The organism is Pseudoalteromonas sp. G5_S1_54_S4, from assembly GCF_054968565.1.
Window position 1 is genome coordinate 17,921 of the sequence record NZ_JBQKUL010000027.1, and the last position, 17,271, is coordinate 35,191.

The 17,271-nt window shown below is 41.1% G+C and carries 20 protein-coding genes; 2 read left to right on the top strand and 18 right to left on the bottom strand.

Going from position 1 to position 17,271, the window contains the following annotated elements; translation table 11 throughout:
• Position 1: 1 nt before the first annotated feature.
• The 5 genes from ccmE to ccmA are packed head-to-tail and all read right to left on the bottom strand — an operon-like array spanning position 2 to position 2,729.
• Positions 2 to 481: a cytochrome c maturation protein CcmE gene (ccmE, locus tag ACTRWE_RS11440; RefSeq protein WP_008465420.1), complete on the bottom strand. Its 480-nt coding sequence runs from the start codon at positions 479 to 481 to the stop codon at positions 2 to 4.
• A complete protein-coding gene (gene ccmD, locus ACTRWE_RS11445; RefSeq protein WP_462880037.1) occupies positions 478 to 681 on the bottom strand; it encodes a heme exporter protein CcmD in 204 nt (67 codons plus the stop codon). Before ccmD ends, ccmE begins: the two co-directional genes overlap by 4 nt.
• A gap of 2 nt (positions 682 to 683) precedes the next feature.
• Positions 684 to 1,421, bottom strand: coding sequence for a heme ABC transporter permease (locus ACTRWE_RS11450; protein ID WP_029609912.1), 738 nt, complete (start codon positions 1,419 to 1,421; stop codon positions 684 to 686).
• A gap of 1 nt (position 1,422) precedes the next feature.
• Positions 1,423 to 2,109, bottom strand: coding sequence for a heme exporter protein CcmB (gene ccmB, locus ACTRWE_RS11455; protein WP_033104087.1), 687 nt, complete (start codon positions 2,107 to 2,109; stop codon positions 1,423 to 1,425).
• Positions 2,109 to 2,729, bottom strand: a complete 621-nt coding sequence (gene ccmA, locus ACTRWE_RS11460) for a cytochrome c biogenesis heme-transporting ATPase CcmA (RefSeq protein ID WP_462880044.1) — start codon at positions 2,727 to 2,729, stop codon at positions 2,109 to 2,111. Before ccmA ends, ccmB begins: the two co-directional genes overlap by 1 nt.
• A gap of 113 nt (positions 2,730 to 2,842) precedes the next feature.
• Between ccmA and fliK the strand changes: the two genes are divergently transcribed.
• Together fliK and ACTRWE_RS11470 are read left to right on the top strand one after the other, a co-directional pair.
• The gene (gene fliK / locus ACTRWE_RS11465) at positions 2,843 to 5,008 is read left to right on the top strand and encodes a flagellar hook-length control protein FliK (RefSeq protein WP_462880038.1); all 2,166 of its coding nucleotides are present in this window, start codon (positions 2,843 to 2,845) and stop codon (positions 5,006 to 5,008) included.
• 2 nt (positions 5,009 to 5,010) lie between these two features.
• The gene (locus ACTRWE_RS11470; RefSeq protein WP_008112230.1) at positions 5,011 to 5,319 is read left to right on the top strand and encodes an EscU/YscU/HrcU family type III secretion system export apparatus switch protein; all 309 of its coding nucleotides are present in this window, start codon (positions 5,011 to 5,013) and stop codon (positions 5,317 to 5,319) included.
• Between the two features lie 27 nt (positions 5,320 to 5,346).
• Here ACTRWE_RS11470 and ACTRWE_RS11475 read toward each other — a convergent pair whose 3' ends face one another.
• Genes ACTRWE_RS11475 through flhF form a run of 13 tightly spaced genes read right to left on the bottom strand, consistent with a single transcriptional unit; the run spans position 5,347 to position 17,256 of the window.
• Positions 5,347 to 5,748, bottom strand: coding sequence for a DUF2802 domain-containing protein (locus tag ACTRWE_RS11475; protein ID WP_008112228.1), 402 nt, complete (start codon positions 5,746 to 5,748; stop codon positions 5,347 to 5,349).
• A gap of 18 nt (positions 5,749 to 5,766) precedes the next feature.
• Positions 5,767 to 6,264, bottom strand: a complete 498-nt coding sequence (locus ACTRWE_RS11480; protein WP_008112225.1) for a chemotaxis protein CheW — start codon at positions 6,262 to 6,264, stop codon at positions 5,767 to 5,769.
• Between the two features lie 21 nt (positions 6,265 to 6,285).
• Positions 6,286 to 7,008 (bottom strand): chemotaxis protein CheW, encoded by a 723-nt coding sequence (locus ACTRWE_RS11485; RefSeq protein WP_008112224.1) that lies wholly within the window; start codon positions 7,006 to 7,008, stop codon positions 6,286 to 6,288.
• 3 nt (positions 7,009 to 7,011) lie between these two features.
• Entirely contained in the window at positions 7,012 to 7,782 is a 771-nt protein-coding gene (locus tag ACTRWE_RS11490) for a ParA family protein (RefSeq protein WP_008112222.1), read from the bottom strand.
• A gap of 12 nt (positions 7,783 to 7,794) precedes the next feature.
• Positions 7,795 to 8,757, bottom strand: a complete 963-nt coding sequence (locus tag ACTRWE_RS11495) for a flagellar motor protein MotB (protein ID WP_462880039.1) — start codon at positions 8,755 to 8,757, stop codon at positions 7,795 to 7,797.
• A 5-nt stretch (positions 8,758 to 8,762) separates the two neighbouring features.
• Positions 8,763 to 9,527 carry a flagellar motor protein gene (locus ACTRWE_RS11500; RefSeq protein WP_462880040.1) on the bottom strand — a complete coding sequence of 255 codons (765 nt, stop codon included), beginning with the start codon at positions 9,525 to 9,527 and terminating at the stop codon, positions 8,763 to 8,765.
• Complete coding sequence (locus ACTRWE_RS11505; protein WP_010387935.1) at positions 9,520 to 10,671, bottom strand: protein-glutamate methylesterase/protein-glutamine glutaminase; 1,152 nt, start codon at positions 10,669 to 10,671, stop codon at positions 9,520 to 9,522. The genes ACTRWE_RS11500 and ACTRWE_RS11505 overlap by 8 nt, the downstream gene beginning before the upstream one ends.
• Before the next feature lie 53 nt (positions 10,672 to 10,724).
• Positions 10,725 to 12,950: a chemotaxis protein CheA gene (locus ACTRWE_RS11510; protein WP_462880041.1), complete on the bottom strand. Its 2,226-nt coding sequence runs from the start codon at positions 12,948 to 12,950 to the stop codon at positions 10,725 to 10,727.
• 14 nt (positions 12,951 to 12,964) lie between these two features.
• A complete protein-coding gene (locus ACTRWE_RS11515) occupies positions 12,965 to 13,738 on the bottom strand; it encodes a protein phosphatase CheZ (protein WP_008465396.1) in 774 nt (257 codons plus the stop codon).
• Positions 13,739 to 13,754: 16 nt separating this feature from the next.
• Positions 13,755 to 14,138: a chemotaxis response regulator CheY gene (gene cheY, locus ACTRWE_RS11520; RefSeq protein WP_008465395.1), complete on the bottom strand. Its 384-nt coding sequence runs from the start codon at positions 14,136 to 14,138 to the stop codon at positions 13,755 to 13,757.
• Positions 14,139 to 14,178: 40 nt separating this feature from the next.
• Entirely contained in the window at positions 14,179 to 14,889 is a 711-nt protein-coding gene (locus ACTRWE_RS11525; RefSeq protein WP_036933071.1) for an RNA polymerase sigma factor FliA, read from the bottom strand.
• A gap of 26 nt (positions 14,890 to 14,915) precedes the next feature.
• On the bottom strand, positions 14,916 to 15,776 hold the full coding sequence (locus ACTRWE_RS11530) for a MinD/ParA family ATP-binding protein (protein ID WP_008465391.1): 861 nt from the start codon (positions 15,774 to 15,776) through the stop codon (positions 14,916 to 14,918).
• A complete protein-coding gene (flhF, locus tag ACTRWE_RS11535) occupies positions 15,769 to 17,256 on the bottom strand; it encodes a flagellar biosynthesis protein FlhF (protein ID WP_008465389.1) in 1,488 nt (495 codons plus the stop codon). Before flhF ends, ACTRWE_RS11530 begins: the two co-directional genes overlap by 8 nt.
• Positions 17,257 to 17,271: the final 15 nt, after the last annotated feature.

Sequence of the window (17,271 nt, forward strand, 5' to 3'; positions counted from 1 at the left end):
ATTAGCTCCCACTATCTAAATTGTATTTTGGTTTCTCGTGCTTAATTCCTTTTACTGCCTCGGCAACCTCGGCTGGCATATATTCTTCATCATGTTTAGCCAGTACTTCAAACGCTTCAATGACGTTAGGTTCAACTAACACACCTTGTGCAACAATTCCTTGCCCTTCACGAAATAGATCAGGCAAAATTCCTTGATAACGCACCGTGACCAATGGGCCAGTATCAATCAACTTAAAGCTTACCTGTAAGCTTTGCTCATTTCTTTGCACTGTACCAGGGACAACCATACCACCAATGCGGAGCTTTTGTCCTATATGAGGCTTTTCTTTATTCGGGCCTTTACCATCAATTAATTCACTGGGGGTGTAAAACAAATTAATGTTTTCTTGTAAGGCGTACAACACTAAACCAATTGATCCACCAATACCAAAGAGTACGGCAATAATAACCAAAAGGCGTTTTTTACGTCTAGGGTTCACGTGGTTTGCTCCTGCTTAGAATTTTTAATTCGAGTTTCACGCGCAATTTGCTGCTCTACCGACGCTAAAATTTGTTTTTTGTCGCGTAACGAGCTAAATAAAATGCCTAATAAAATTAATGCGCATGTACCAAAAGAAAGCCATACATAAAAGCCATAGCCTCCCATTGCAATAAAATCTGAAAACGAGTCAAACTGCATAATTACCCCTTAGTTAACAACTGTCGCACCCATGGGCGGTGCTTTTCACGGTGTAAAATTTCATTTTTAAGACGAATTAAAGTCACAGTACCAACAAACGCGGCAAAGGCTAAAATATTAATCATTAACGGCCAAAACATACTTGGATCTACCGCGTCACGGTTAAACTTAGTGATGCTTGCCCCTTGATGCAGGGTATTCCACCATTCCACCGAAAAGTGAATGATAGGCAAGTTAATAACCCCAACAATAGCTAAAATAGACGCGGCGCGACCGGCTGATTTTTTATCTTCAAAGGCATGGTACAAAGACAACACCCCTAGATATAAAAATAACAAAATGAGTTCAGAGGTCAGTCGTGCATCCCATACCCACCAAGCACCCCACATAGGTTTACCCCACGCAGCACCGGTGATTAAGGCTATTGCGGTCATGCAGGCACCTACGGGTGCTATTGCAATCACCGCAAGCTCTGCATTGCGTAATTGCCATACAAGCGCAACAATGGCTGCAATCGCCATTGATGAATAGGCGCCCATAGATAAAATAGCGGAGGGCACGTGAATAAAAATAATACGGTAACTGTCTTTTTGTTGGTAATCGGCAGGAGCAAAACCTAATCCCCATACCCAACCGACAATCATACTAATAACCGTTACTACTGCAAAATATGGCAGTAGAGTATTGCATAATTGATATGCTCGCTCTGCTTTCGCATACGGATGTAACCACTTCCACATATTAACTTACACTCACTTTTAATGCTGATGATATGGCAATTGGCGCACTGATAGTCGCAACGACTAACATTGCACCAAGGATTGCAAGCTGACCACTGTAATCCAGCGACATAGTGCTGGTATCAATAGCGGAAGTTGCAAAAATTAAAACCGGAATATACAAAGGCAAAACGAGCAGACTCATTAAAATGCCGCCTTTTTGTAATCCCACAGTCAAGCCCGCCCCTATTGCGCCTATGAAGCTTAATAAAGGCGTACCCAATAATAGCGTTAATAACGTAGCCATTAGGGCCGTCGTATCTAAATTTAGTAGTAAAGCAAATAAAGGGGTCATTAGCACTAACGGGAGGCCGGTGATCACCCAGTGTGCGGCTACTTTGCCCAGCACCGTTAATGATAAGGGGTATGACGAAGCAATGAGCTGCTCCAAAGAGCCGTCGTGGTAATCATCTCTAAACAGTTTATCAAGGCCAAGCATGGTCGATAATAAAGCCGCAACCCAAATAATGCCCGGTGCCATTCTTGATAACAAGCCTGGCTCAGGCCCTATGGCTAATGGAAACAGTGAGATAACAATTAAAAAAAACAAGATAGGATTAACTATTTCAGCGCGCTGACGAAAAGCGAGCTTAACGTCTTTGCTAAATACCGCGACAAATAACTGCCAATATGAATGCTGTCGTGTCATTAGTGGCGGTACTCCAAAGTCAACGTTTGTAAGTCACTAAAGTGGGTGGTTAAATCTTGGTGTGTTGTTAACAAAATAGCGCCCCCCTTTGATAAGTGCTCAGTAAAACGTTGCTGTAAAAAGGCAACCCCGCTTTTATCTAGCGCCGTGAAAGGTTCATCTAAAATCCATAACTTCGCTTCAGATAACCATAATCGAACGAGAGCCACTCGCCGCTGTTGACCCGCAGATAACGTTCTTACTGGCACATCTTCCAGCCCCACTAACCCTAATTTACCTAATATAGGGTATAAGTCAGGAGTATCAACATAACCATTAATAGCCAACCAATGTGCTACATTTTCAAGTGCACTGAGTTGAACGTTAACACCTGTTTTGTGGCCTATAAATAATAAGTCTCTGGCATATTCGTCATAATATTTTTTGATAGATTGATTTAGGTATAAAATATCACCTTCATCCGGCAGCGAAAAACCAGCAATAATGCGCAATAATGATGTTTTACCAGCCCCATTAGGGCCAGCTAACTGCATGATTTGACCGCTTTTAAGGCTAAAATTAAGTTCATCAAACAAACAACGCTCTTGCTTGATACAAGTAACGGACTTAATGTGTAACAAGATGACGATTCTCTCTGCCAAAAATTAGCCGTAAGTCTACCATAATGATAGGGTAATACGAATATTGCTTTAGAATCGATTTACTTAAAATAAAGAAAACTTGATATAAAATAATGAATACACCAACGCACATCACATTGTCTAACCCACAGGTTAGTAATCAAACAACTGATTCAGGTAAGGCTGCGTTAGCAACACTGCCACCTGAAGTGCTGGCGGCAAAAAATATTCAGTTTTCTAAAGATTCAGTCACGCTTGATGTGTTTATGAATAAGCATTGGCAAACGATTCGCCTTGGGACAACTGAGACATTCACAAACGTTGAAAAAATAGCAAGCGCTAACATACAGTTAAGTGCAGATGGTAAAAGCCTAACCATCATCCCTAACAATACAACTTTAACAATTAAACAACCGGCTCAGTTGCAACGATTTTTAAATTTTATAAATACCCAAAGTGATATTCAAAACAACCCGCTATCGATACAAGTTACTTTAAAGCCAACGCCAAAACTGGTGATTGAAAAATTTAATGCCAGCATCGCCATTAATAAACAAATAGCGCAATTACTAGCACAAGAACCCTTATTAAAAGGCATAATTGAGACTGATGGCAAAGGTACACGGCTAAATATCATTAATCGTTTTGCTGACATTGTACATTCTCAACCTTTAAGCCAAGCAAAACTAACACAATTAGTTGCTAACAATTTAGGTCATGCTCAGCTTCATGCTATGCCTAAGTTTGCGGTATTAAGCCCAAACTCTTTTAAAGACTCATTAACTATTAACCTAAGTCACCGACAATTAAGTGAACTACCTACCATCCCGACTAAGGTAAACATTACTCACCAAGCAGATAAATTACTGATCAAAACCGCTTATCACACTATGACTGTGAGCCTTAAAAACTCATTTAGTAAACCGTTTAATGAGATGCTCTCTTTGCAACAGTCGCAAGGCCTAATTGATCCCTCGCCAAGTAAACAGCATCCGCTCAGCACGATAAACAGTCCCATACAATCATGGTTAAAAAGCAGTTTTGCTGATTTTAAAACACGTATTTTAGATGCGGTAAAGTACTTTGAAAGCAAGCCATTTACGACCTCGGTAAGCTCATCTCAAAAACCAGTATTTACAGGCAATGCTCAGCAAAAATGGCTCACCCCAATGCAAAAAATTGACATGACACAATTAAAAAACGTGTCAAATTTAGCGCCGCCCCTAATGCAATTTACCCAGCAAATAAAATCAAGCGTTTCTATGTGGCAACAACAACCGTTAGCAGCACTCGCTTTATCTCCTTTAGTGACTCCTTTTTCATCCTCACCAACTAACGCGGCTACATTTGGTCAGAGCTTACAGCCTTTAGAAAAACTCTTATTAGCGACGGTTTTAAAACACAGTCCAAACACCTCAATAGAACAAAAAGATGCGACCAACCAAATAGTAAGCAGCCAACTTAATACCATTACAAGCAAACTGACTGATCAAGGAACCGATTTAAACCGTTTAGTTAATCAGGCTTTTAATCGCATGTTGTCAGATAGTAATTTGCACCCAGCAACCATACAGCGCGAAATACTCAGCACCATAAAGCCCACACAACTTCAAAGCGACATCTTACAAAGCTCGTTTAATAGAGGTGTTGAACAGCTTTCATTAAGCATTTTAGCCGCGCCTATCATTAACCAAAATCCAAGTGCGGTGAGTATTAATAATCAAACGGGTTTAGAAGCTTTACTGCAGGTTTTATTACCGACGTTTAAAGTGGGTAATAGCGCCAATAAATTGTTGGAACAATTACAGCAACCACAAGTACAAGCATTAGCAGGTGAATTAACCCAAATTAAGAACACATTAAGCCAAGTACAAACGCCCGCGATTAGTCAACAACCTGACACAAACGCCTTGGTACAATTTTTATTACCGATGAAGTTGCCTGCTGAAGCGGCGCAAACAGAAATAACTTTAGGGCAGTATAAAAAGCACAGTAGCGGTAAACTAGCGGATAAAAATGTTTGGTTTGTTAGGCTCAACTTTGATTATGCCGAGCTGGGTAAGCTACAAATAATCGCAGAACTCATGGATAAAGCTTTAGATTGTCAGTTGTTAGCCTCAACCCAAGCGGTGAGCGCTTTAGCTCATCCACATCTTGATAATTTACGCTCAAAACTGGCAAAACAAGGCTTACAAGTGGGTGAGCTTAAACTAAAACGAGCGGATGACAACCATCAAGCATTTTACCAATCCCATGCCATTATTAATATTAAGGTTTAGCCATGACTGAGTCATCAAAAAGCAATTCAGCAATTGGACTACTCTACGAGGCGGGACATTCACCCATTGTAAGTGCTAAAGGGTTTGGTGAACTGGCGGATGAAATTATTGCCCTAGCCAAAGAAAAAGGAATTTTAATCCATCAAGATGAAGCACTTGCAAATACACTATCGAAACTAGACCTCTCAGAAGAGATCCCCAAAGAGTTGTACTTTGTTATTGCTGAGCTCATTGCGTTTTCATACGTGGTTAGAGGAAAGTTTCCGCCTGGTTGGCAAGACTTTCAGGGAAAGCTAAATATAAAAGCATAACGCAGTGTTATAAAAGCAAAAAAGGCGCTAAGCGCCTTTTTGTTTGTGTAATGAAAACAACAGTTCAGCCTCGGCGCGGGGTAATTCACATTCGCGAATAACCTCATCTAAATCAGCACCTAACTCAACCATTTTTACCGCACGAGAGTATATTTTAGCATCGGGGTCATCGTATTTTTGAGCTGCTTGTTGCTGTATCAGCTCTTGGTTTTGTTGTTCTACCTCAAGCACACGCTTACCAATACTCAGTAAACCGGTTCGCAACTCTGACACTTCGCTACGTAAAATATTAATCTGCTCTGATGAATCTTTAAACTGTTGTAATTGCGCGCCAAGCTCACTCGCATAGCGCTTTTTAAACATCACAATTAAAAGCAGCGAGAATAGTCCAAAAACTAAACCCGCAATAGCAATACCAAGTAATAACATAGTTTTATGTAGAGAAGCTTATATATCGCTTAACTCATCCCATTCGTCATCACTAAGTAGTTTATTTAAATCAACCAGAATAAGTAACTCATTGTCGCGGTTACATACACCTTGAATAAATTTAGCACTTTCCTCTGTACCTACATTTGGCGCACTGTCAATTTCAGAGCTACGTAGGTAAACAACCTCAGAAACGCTATCGGCTAGAATGCCAATCACTTGCTCTTCTGCTTCAATAATTAAAATACGTGAATTATCCGTCGCTTCAATATCAGGTAAACCAAAACGAGAGCGAGTATCAATAACGGTAACAACATTACCACGTAAGTTAATAATACCAATCACATACGAAGGTGCACCTGGTACAGGAGCAATCTCGGTGTAACGCAGTATTTCTTGCACTTGCATTACATTTACGCCATAAGTTTCATCTTCTAGCTTGAACGTAACCCACTGCAAAATCTCATCATTATTATCTGCATTTTTCTTAGCTGACAGTAATTTATCTTCACTCATGCTCTTACCTCGTAATGGTCATTACTTGTGACGGCTATCTAAGCCTTTCTCTAATAGTGCGTTTAAATTATTAACATCTATTAAAGCACACATTTTTTCTTTAATTACTCCAGCAAGCCATGGGCGCTTACTGTTATTTGTACGCCATTTTACATCTTCTTTACTCAATGTAATGTTATTTATTAGTTTTTCTGCTAATAAACCCCATTGGCTATCACCTAAAGTGATGAGATATTGATAATTTAAAGATGCCTCTAACTGCTCATCGTACTTTTCAGGCATAACCCAGCGAGCGGTATCAACAACATTGAGCTTTTCTTCTCGGTTTATCATAACCCCTTTAAACCACTTAGGCTTGCCAAATAAATGATTTACTTCTCCAAGCTCATGAATGCCACCTAAGGCTTTTAGCGGCACCGCTAAAGTAAGCCCTGCCACTTCAAAAAACAGCGCTTGAAACTCACCATCAAAGTAGTCAGCTTCACCACCTACAACCACCTCTTGCTCAGGCACGACGTGTTGCTCTTGGTGGGTGTCAATTTCTACATTCGATACTTGCTTATTAAGCTTTTCAACTTCAACAACAGGCTCAACTATTACTGGTTGTTCTTTTTGCTCTTCATACGTTACCTGCTCAAGCAGTTTAGCAACAGGCTCAAGGTCTTTTGTTGGTTCGTCATCAGATAATAACGCCCCTAAGTACTGAGTGACTACTTTTTCATTAGCAAATAATTGCTTACTCATTTATTAACCTTGTTTTATTAAATATTTAAGTAATGCTTTATAAGCATAGACTCCACGCGCATTTGGGCAAAAATCTACCGGTACTTTTTGCGCTAAACTTGCATCTCTAAATTTAGTATCAACAGGAATAACGCCTGGCCATACTTTTTCTTTATACGTTTCTTGTAATGTTTTATAGGCCTCAAGCGATGCTTTGGTTCGTTTATCATACATAGTTGGAATTATAGTATATTCATAGCTTTTCGCTTGAGAGGTTTGCATTAACTCCATAGTACGCATCATTCTATCGAGCCCTTTAAGCGCCAAGAACTCAGTTTGCACCGGCACTAACACTCTTTCACAGGCGGCAAGCGCATTGACCATCAGCACACCTAAAACAGGTGGGCAATCTAAAATTGCGTAATCGTAATACTCGCTAATTTTAGCCAGTGTTTTTTTTAAAATCAGGCCCATTCCCGTTTTATTACCCATGCTACGGTCAAGTGTCGCGATCGCCATAGTTGCAGGTAAAATATCAAGGTTTTCAATTGTTGAGGGGCATAATGCTTGCAATATTTCTTCGCTTTTCATACTCGAGCCTCGAGTAAAAATATCGTAAACACTGACCTCTAAATCTTCTGAATCAATACCAAAGTAATAGGTTAGTGAAGCATGAGGATCTGTATCAATCAATAACACGCGCTTGCCTTGAAGCGCAAGGATCCCTGCAAGGCTAACCGCTGTAGTGGTTTTGCCTACTCCCCCTTTTTGATTGGCTACTGTCCAAACTTTCACATTACATCCTAATTACTGTTCGTTGCGCGTTGTAACACGGATGCCACCATGCGGTAAACGGATTATTTTTATTGTATCGTCTTGGGCAGGTAGCTCAATTTCTGGCTGACTTTGCTCTGATACTGAAATTGATGATTTCGTTTGTTCATCAGAGGGCTTTGGTGCTAAACCATATTTAGAAAGTGCAATCACGACTTTACGGTTTTCAGCACGCCCAGCTTCGGTATCATTATCGGCAAAGGGCGAGTATTGACCATACCCCTCAATGGCCATACGCGCGGATTCAATGCCCAAACGCTCTAGCTCAACTAATATTGAGGTTGCACGCGCCACTGATAACTCCCAATTAGAACGAAATATTTCATTTCGTATGGTTTCGTTATCTGTATACCCGCGTACTCTTATATAGTTATCGACTGATGCAATGATTGCTTCAATTTTTTTTACAATCTCTTTGGCCTTGTTATGTGCAACAGCACTACCACTGGCAAACAACAATCCGGAATTGAGCTCAATAACCAACCAGTCTTGGCTTAGTTCTAAGCTAGCCTCGCCACTGCGTATCTCATCAATCAGCGACGATTGTAATTTAGCCAATAAACTATCCAGCGGCTTACCTAAGTGGCGTTGACTAATATTGCTATTGTCACTTTGACCATCGAGTAACATTGGGCCTTGCTCTAGCTCTTGAATACTTTCGCCATAGAGAATTTCAGCCTCAGGGGTAACCCTTTCAAGCAATAAAGCATCACCATTTACCCCGTTACCCTGCTTAGAATATTGTTTTGCAGACTTATCAAAAACATGCTCAAGAGAATCAGATAAAACCTTGATGTTGTCTTCTTTGTTTATCGCAATTGCATACAATACAACAAAAAATGCAAACATTATGGTCATATAATCCGCATAAGAAACTAACCAACGCTCAGTATGTTGGCTCTTTAATTGGTGATGACGTAAGCGACGGCGTAACATAGGCGCTAATGGGCCTGTAAAATTGGACGTTCAACGCGGTAGGCTTCAAGCTTTAGTTCAATATTAATAGGGCTCTCACCTTGGCTAATAGCAATTACACCTTCCGCTAACATTTCGTGATAAAGCATCTTTTGTTCAACCCGTTGCTTTAGCTTATTGGCCATAGGTAAAAATAATAAATTAGCCAAACCAACACCATATATAGTTGCAATGAACGCGGTGGCAATACCCGTTCCTAACTGCTCAGGATCGTTAATAAATGACATGGCTTGAATAAGCCCAAGTACCGCACCTAAAATACCAATAGTTGGGCTATACCCACCCATTGCTTCATATACCCGGCTAGCCTCAAGTAATCGTTCTCGCTCAAGTAATAAGTCAATCTCGAGGGTATCGCGTAGTTTTTGCTCTGAACAGCCATCAACTAATAAACTCAGTCCTTTGGCGGCATAGGGATCTGAATGCGCAAGTGCTTCGTTTTCTAATGCTAAATACCCTTCTTGACGGGCTTTATGCGACCAGCGTTTTACTTGCTCAATAGCATCTTCAATATCATGGTCGTCGGTAACAAAAACCCAATGAGTAATACCAAGCATTTTTTTAAATGTATTGGCTGATGTTTGTAGCATCACCGCACCTAATGTACCGCCTAATACAATAATTAGTGCAGGCCCATTAAACAGCGCAGATACCACACCTCCCTCTAAAGAATAACCGATTGCAATAGCACCTAATGCAACCAGTAATCCTAAAACAGAAAGCTTATCCACAGCCAGCCTCTCTTTTTAAACGTGCAGCCACATCATGAAGGCTAATGCTTTCGCTCGCTAAACCTGCACTGGCTATAGCCTGAGGCATACCATAGACAACACAGCTTTTTTCATCCTGAGCCCAAATTGTAGCGCCAGTTTGCTTAAGCATGCGAGCACCATCACGACCATCTGCACCCATGCCTGTCAAAATAATGGCAAGCACATCACCTTGATACGCTTTGGCCGCACTGGCAAAGGTAATATCAACACTTGGTTTATAGTTTACTCGTTCATTTTTATCTTCAAACACACGAAGGGTTCTATTAGAGCCACGTCCTTCTACCATCATTTGCTGGCCACCTGGCGCTAAATAAGCGCACCCAGGTTGCAATCTATCGCCTTGCTGCGCTTCTTTTACCTTAATCTTACACAAGCCATCTAAGCGAGTAGCAAAAGCCGGGGTAAATGCAGCAGGCATATGCTGTATGAGTAAAATAGGGTGTGGAAAATTAGCAGGTAATTGCGTCAAAATAGTTTGCAGTGCAACCGGCCCACCTGTGGATGTACCAATAGCAACTAACTGATACTGCTTACCACTGGCACGCGCTGAGGCACTGCTGCTAGTAGATGCAGGACTCGCATTATTAAAGCTACGATCAGGTTGAACTATCGGCTTTTTAGCAAGGTTAGAAAAGCGCTCAGAGCTGTTTGACGCTGGTTTACTAATACTTGGAGATGGGGCCGTTCTCGTAATTCTTCCAATACGCTGGCGGCCTATTTCCTTAACCTTATTTTGCAATAACTTAATTGCATCATCGTTATTGCGAGCAATATCTTCAAACTTTTTAGGTAAAAAGTCCATCGCCCCAGCATCAAGCGCATCCAAAGTGGCAGATGCCCCTGCTCGTGTTAACGATGAAAACATTAAAATAGGTGTTGGATTACTCGCCATGATCTCTTTCACAGCACTAATACCATCCAGCACCGGCATTTCAACATCCATGGTGATAACATCAGGACGTAACTGAGCTGTTTTTTCGACGGCCTCTCGGCCATTTACAGCAAAGCCTATTACCTCAATGCCGCTGTCTTGTTCAAGAATTTCACTCACTCTGCGGCGAAAAAAGCTTGAATCATCAACTACTAAAACTTTAACAGCCATTTCGCTCTCTTATTCAATGAATGGGTAGGCATAAAGTTTATACCTACTTTTTATTATCCAGCGTAATGCTTTAGCATACTCGGTACATCTAATATCAGTGCAATTCCACCATCAGAGGTAATAGTCGCACCCGCCATACCCGGCGTACCTTGCAATAATGCATCTAGAGGCTTGATCACCACTTCTTCTTGACCTATTAGTGAATCAACAACGAACCCTACTTTTTGAGTCCCTATTTGCACAATAACGACATGCCCTTGTGCTTTTCGCTGACCTCTATCAGCGCCTTTTATAAGCCAATGTTCAAGGTAGAATAATGGAATCGACTTTTTACGAACAATAATCGTTAGCTGGCCATCAACCACATTAGTTTTTGTTAAATCTAAGTGGAATATTTCACTTACACCCGCTAGCGGCAAGGCAAAGGTTTGCTCTCCCACCACCACCATTAAGGTAGGCAATATCGCAAGTGTTAGTGGAACTTTGATTTCTAAAGTAGTCCCTACGCCCATTTCTGATTTTATGTTAACCGAGCCATTGAGCTGAGTGATTTTTGTTTTAACCACATCCATACCAACACCACGGCCAGAAATATCTGAGATTTCTTCTTTGGTTGAAAACCCAGGTGCAAAAATAAGGTTATAAGCTTCAGTATCAGAAAGACGACTCGCTTGGTCGTGATCAAGCACCCCTTTACTAATCGCAATCTTTTTAAGCTTTTCAGCATCCATACCGGCACCATCATCTTGGATGGTAAGTAGAATATGATCACCCTGTTGCGAAGCTGATAAAGTCACCGTACCTGTTCTAGGTTTACCCGATGCTTCACGAATATCGGGCATTTCAATACCATGGTCGACCGAGTTGCGAACCAAATGCACCAATGGATCGGCCAATGCTTCCACTAAATTTTTATCTAAATCGGTGTCTTCACCGACTAGTAATAAATTAATATCTTTTTTAAGTGTTCGTGCTAAGTCACGAACAACACGAGGAAAACGGCCAAATACTTTTTTAATCGGCTGCATTCGTGTTTGCATTACTGCACCTTGGATATCAGCAGTAACAACATCTAAGTTGGAAATAGCTTTACCCATAGCCTCGCTATCAGAGTTAGTCGCCAAACTCACTAAGCGATTTCGCACAAGTACTAACTCGCCCACCATGTTCATTATTTGGTCTAGGCGTTTGGTATCAACACGTACAGTTGTTTCTGCCGGTGGAGGCGCTGCTTTTTTAGCCGGCGCTGCCTTAGCTGGCTGTGGAGAAGGTGCCGGCTTTGCAGGCTCTGCTTTTGGTACCGGTTTAGGCTCAGGTTTTGGCGCAGCAGGCGCAGGCTTGTTTGCGGCTACTGGCTCAGGTTTACTTTCTGGAGCCGATGTTTCTAACGATTTAGGTGCGCCTTTGCCATGTAATTCATCTAGCAAAGCTTCAAATTCATCGTCACTTATTTCATCATCGCCCGAGCTTTGCTCGTTACTTGGTGGAGCCACAGGAGCTGATGGTGTTTGTTGTGGTGTACTTGCGGTTGCTTGGCTCACTTCGCCAAAACTACCAACACCATGAAGCTCATCTAATAAGCTATCAAATTCATCGTCAGTTATATCGCCACTGACATCATTATCACTTGATGAGGACTGTTCTTCTTGTGGAGCTTGACCTTTACCATGTAACTCATCAAGTAAGCTTTCGAATTCATCTTCAGTTATTTCATCAATCTGAGAGTCTGAGCTACTGCTATCTGGGCCGCTAAATAATTCATCAAAAGCAAACGGATCTTCTTCCGCATCATTGCTTGGCTGCTCAGCTATAGGTTCAGGCTCTACCGATGGAGTTTCAACAGGGGCTGTGTCTTCAACCACAGAATCGCCGGCGAGTTCTTCAGCCGTTGGTGGTTGTCCAAGCTTGTGAAGTACTGCAAGTAACTCTGGATCTGCAGGCTCTGGCTGGTCACGATTTTTAATTGTGGCAAACATTTCATTAATGGTATCAAGTGCTTGTAAAATCACATCCATTAATTCAGAGTTAACTGTTCTTACACCTTGGCGCAATAAATCAAACACGTTTTCAGCACCATGACATGCATCAACAAGCTCTGTCATTGCCAAAAATCCGGCACCTCCCTTAACGGTATGGAAGCCACGGAATATTGCGTTTAGTAGTTCAGTATCATCTGGGTTGTTTTCCAGTTCTACTAACTGTTCAGATAAAAGCTCAAGGATTTCTCCGGCCTCTACTAAAAAGTCTTGTAAAATATCTTCATCGACTTCAAAGCTCATGCAGTACTCTCCTATTAGAAGCCCAAACTTGATAATAGATCATCAACTTCATCTTGATCAGATACAACATCATTACGCGATTCTTTATCAATAATAGGCCCTTCTGGACCTGCTAGTGTTTGTGCAACAATGGAATCTTCTGTTTCTTCTGGTTGTTCAGTTGGTTGTACTTGCTCAACCTCACCTTGCGCCGCAAATGCAGTTAACAAGTGGATTAAGCTCTCTTCAACTTCACGCACAAGTTCAATAACACGACGAATAACCTGACCAGTTAAATCTTGATAGTCTTGAGCCATCAATACATTGGTCATCAACATTTGTAACTCATCCGTTTTATGATGAGAGCTGTTCATAAACTTATCAATGCTATGGCAAAGTGACTTAAACTCACCAAGCTCAATTTCACGGTTCATTAACCGATCCCATGTTGGCTTGATATCAGCTATTTCGTCAGCAATTTCTTGCGCTAAAGGTAAGCTTGCTTCAACCGCATCCATCGTTTTGTTGGCTGCGTTTTCTGTCATTTCCATAACATAGTTGAGGCGTTTTTTAGCATCAGGGATGGCATCAGTGGTAATGTCTGTTAATCGCGTATCTAATTCAAAGCTTTTTAAAGCTTCGTGCAGTTGACGCGTTAACTTACCCACCTCAGCAAATAACTGTGATTGCTCTTGTGAAGCTGTTTCTAAAATTAACTGATTCGCTTTATCTTGCTCACCATTTTCTAAAAAAGCCACTAATTGGCGAGCTTGTTCTAAAGTAATCTGAGGCGCAGCAGGTGCTGACATAAGCCTCTCCCTCTCATTAACCTAAGCGTTCGAACACTTTTTCTAATTTAGTCTTCAATGTACCTGCAGTAAATGGTTTAACAATATAACCATTAACACCTGCTTGGGCCGCAGCAATTATTTGTTCTTTTTTAGCTTCTGCTGTAACCATTAAAACAGGGATATGCTTTAATTTTTCATCAGCTCGAATTGCCCTTAAAAGATCAATACCTTGCATGCCTGGCATATTCCAATCTGTTACCACAAAATCAAACACTTGATTTTGCAACATAGGTAAAGCAGTTGACCCGTCATCTGCTTCTTGAACATTGGTAAAACCTAAATCGCGCAACAGGTTTTTAATAATACGTCTCATCGTCGAAAAATCATCAACAACAAGAATTTTAATGTTTTTATCCAAAACATCCTCCAGTGAGGCCTGAACCTTTATTTACTTACTTCTAGTTTATCCAGTCATTGATCTTTGCTTTAAGCTTAATCATCGCCTGACCATGTATCTGACTTACACGCGACTCACTAACATCGAGTATATGCCCAATTTCTTTTAAATTCATTTCATCGTTATAGTACAAAGAAAGCACCATTGCATCTTTTTCCGGTAACGACTTTATCGCACTGAGTAAAGACTCATTAAACCGTTCATTTTTAACATTATTGAAAGGTTTGTCTAGTGCTAAATCTTGACCATGAGGTGTAATCACATCATCGTCAATACCAAGGTCTTCAATACCTAAAACTTTACTTACATTGACATCGTTTAAAATATGATGGTACTCATTTAACGAAATTTCAAGTTTTTCAGCAACTTCAATATCTTTGGGTTCACGGTTTAAACTGCTTTCAAGGGCAACTATTGTCTCTGCTACCAAGCGACTTTTTCTGTGAACTGAACGTGGAACCCAATCACCTCGGCGCATTTCATCTATCATTGCACCACGAATGCGAATACCCGCAAAGGTTTCAAAACTTGCGCCCTTGCTTGCGTCAAAGTTTTTAGAAGCTTCTATTAAGCCAATCATACCTGATTGGATCAAATCATCTAGTTGCACACTGGCCGGTAAACGAGCAATTAAATGGCACGCCACTTTTTTGACTAATGAGGCATGCTTTTCAACAATCATATTTAAATTCTGTGTTGACTGATATCCCATAGCTCTATTCACCGGTATTGTCATTGTTAGTTACTAACTAACTTCTCAATGAAAAACTCTAAGTGACCCGAGGCTTGACTAGGTGTTGGCCACTTAGCAATTTTTGTCGCCAGTGTTTTAAAAGCAATCGCAGCAGGAGACCCTGGAAAAACTTCAACTATCACTTTTTGGCGACGCGTTGATTTGCGCATATTCTCATCATAAGGAACCGTTGCAACCAGCTCCATTGATATATCTAAAAATCGGTCGGTTACTTTTGAAAGTTTAGCAAATAATTCTTGCCCTTCACGTAAGCTACGCACCATATTGGCAACAATTTTAAATTTGTAAACGCCGTGCTCACGGCTAAGTACTTTAATTAAAGCATAAGCATCGGTAATTGATGTAGGCTCATCACATACCACCACAACCACATCTTGCGCTGCGCGAGAAAAACTCAGCACCATATCGGAAATACCCGCAGCGGTATCAACAATTAAAATATCAAAATCAGTGTTAAGCTCGCTAAATGCACGAATAAGTCCGGCGTGCTCTGAAGGAGATAACTCAACCATACTTTGCGAACCCGATGTTGCAGGTACTATTTTTATACCTGCAGGGCCTTCAACTAAAATATCTTCAAGTTCACATTCGCCCGATAAAACATGAGATAAATTGCGCTCTACACGCAGTCCAAGCATAACATCACAATTAGCTAACCCTAAATCAGCATCTAAAACCAGCACACGTTTGCCTTGTTGGCCTAGCGCGATTGCCGTATTAAGGGATACGTTTGTTTTACCTACTCCACCTTTGCCGCCGGTGACAGCGATAACTTTTACGCCGTTATTATTATTGTTGCTCATTTTGCGAAGGCCGCTTGCTTGATCTAAAACTGTGTTAATCATACATCTCTACTGTGCTCGACGCCACTGATTGGTGTCGTGATTGTTGTGCTTTTATTCTTTTTAAATACAATTGCTCAGCTTTTTTTACTAGTTTTTCGGCATTTGCCACTCTAATATCTTCTGGTACTCGCTGACCATTAGTAAGATACCCTATTGGGAGGCGGTTTTGAATCGCAATACTAATAATTTCACCTAAACTCAATGACTCATCTAGCTTAGTAAAAATACACCCACTGAGCTGTACCTTTTTAAAGTGCCTTACTGTTTCTTGTAATACATTAATTTGTGCTGTTGCACTTAATACTAAATAACTACGTATATCCACACGCTGATTACGCATTAAGGTATTAAGTTGCTCAGTTAAACGTAAATCTCGCTGACTCATTCCTGCTGTATCAATTAAGACTAGACGTTTATTTCGTAAATGGTATAAAACTTCTGCTAATTCATTTGCATCTTTGACTTGTTTTACGCCACAGCCAATAATTCGACCATAAGTTGCTAGCTGCTCATAGGCACCAATACGGTAGGTATCAGTCGTAATAAGCGCAACTTTATCAGCACCGTACTTTTGCGCACCTAATGCTGCCAATTTTGCAACAGTGGTGGTTTTGCCTACCCCTGTTGGGCCTACTAATGCATAAACACCACCTTGGCGAAGTATTTCATTGTTAGTGGTTTGCATTTGGTCTTCAACCATATTCAATAAGGCTTTCCAACCTTGTTGGCGAGATACATCGTCGGGTACAAAGCATGCCATCTGCTCAGCAACGTCTTTATCTATCCCCATACCCACTAAACGGTCAATCATGCAGGCGCGGGTTGGATCACGACGCGCCATATCTTGTTGCATTAAACCTGATACTTGATGTTCTAGTAATTGACGAATTGCGTTCATTTCTTCGCGCATGGTGGTTATATCACTCGACTCGTTTTGCATCGTTTGCTGGCGCGGTGCACTCGGTGAGTCTAAATCGTCAAAGCCACTGTCTAAATCATCAAAACCTAAGCTATCAGCTTGGGTGCGAGGACGTGCTGGCGCACTTTGTTCACGTTCAAACATATTTTTAGGTCGAGATTGAACAGCTTCTTGTTCTTGGTAATGACCAGAGGTGTCAATTCCAGATTGTGAAAACATTGACGCAAGCTCTGCTGAACGAGGACGGGGAGACTGACGCTCTAGTAAAGCTTGTAAACTGTCTGCTACCTTTGCTTGTGGCTTAGGTTGAGCGCGTTGAGGTTCTGGTTTTACAAAATTATGTGAACTCTCAGTATGCGCAAATGAAGCTCTTGCAACTGGTTGGCTTTGAGGCTGCTCTGGCGCTTTTGTCGCGGCTTTGTCGTAATCAACAGCAGCAACAATTTCAACGCCATTAGCTAGTTTCTTATTTGACATAATAACCGCATCAACACCAAGCTCTTCTTTTACTTCTTTTAGTGCGGTGCGCATGTCTTTAGCAAAAAAACGTTTAATTTTCATAATTCAAACCCCTTT

Coding starts and splice junctions, on each gene's coding strand:
- ACTRWE_RS11475 (WP_008112228.1), bottom strand. CDS start 5,748: ATGTTATTACTTGGTATTGCTATTGCGGGTTTAGTTTTTGGACTATTC.
- ACTRWE_RS11530 (WP_008465391.1), bottom strand. CDS start 15,776: ATGATTAACACAGTTTTAGATCAAGCAAGCGGCCTTCGCAAAATGAGC.
- fliK (WP_462880038.1), top strand. CDS start 2,843: ATGAATACACCAACGCACATCACATTGTCTAACCCACAGGTTAGTAAT.
- ACTRWE_RS11505 (WP_010387935.1), bottom strand. CDS start 10,671: ATGGCTGTTAAAGTTTTAGTAGTTGATGATTCAAGCTTTTTTCGCCGC.
- flhF (WP_008465389.1), bottom strand. CDS start 17,256: ATGAAAATTAAACGTTTTTTTGCTAAAGACATGCGCACCGCACTAAAA.
- ccmD (WP_462880037.1), bottom strand. CDS start 681: ATGCAGTTTGACTCGTTTTCAGATTTTATTGCAATGGGAGGCTATGGC.
- ACTRWE_RS11470 (WP_008112230.1), top strand. CDS start 5,011: ATGACTGAGTCATCAAAAAGCAATTCAGCAATTGGACTACTCTACGAG.
- ACTRWE_RS11450 (WP_029609912.1), bottom strand. CDS start 1,421: ATGTGGAAGTGGTTACATCCGTATGCGAAAGCAGAGCGAGCATATCAA.
- ACTRWE_RS11515 (WP_008465396.1), bottom strand. CDS start 13,738: ATGTCAGCACCTGCTGCGCCTCAGATTACTTTAGAACAAGCTCGCCAA.
- ACTRWE_RS11480 (WP_008112225.1), bottom strand. CDS start 6,264: ATGAGTGAAGATAAATTACTGTCAGCTAAGAAAAATGCAGATAATAAT.
- ccmB (WP_033104087.1), bottom strand. CDS start 2,109: ATGACACGACAGCATTCATATTGGCAGTTATTTGTCGCGGTATTTAGC.
- ACTRWE_RS11485 (WP_008112224.1), bottom strand. CDS start 7,008: ATGAGTAAGCAATTATTTGCTAATGAAAAAGTAGTCACTCAGTACTTA.
- ACTRWE_RS11525 (WP_036933071.1), bottom strand. CDS start 14,889: ATGGGATATCAGTCAACACAGAATTTAAATATGATTGTTGAAAAGCAT.
- ACTRWE_RS11495 (WP_462880039.1), bottom strand. CDS start 8,757: ATGTTACGCCGTCGCTTACGTCATCACCAATTAAAGAGCCAACATACT.
- ACTRWE_RS11510 (WP_462880041.1), bottom strand. CDS start 12,950: ATGAGCTTTGAAGTCGATGAAGATATTTTACAAGACTTTTTAGTAGAG.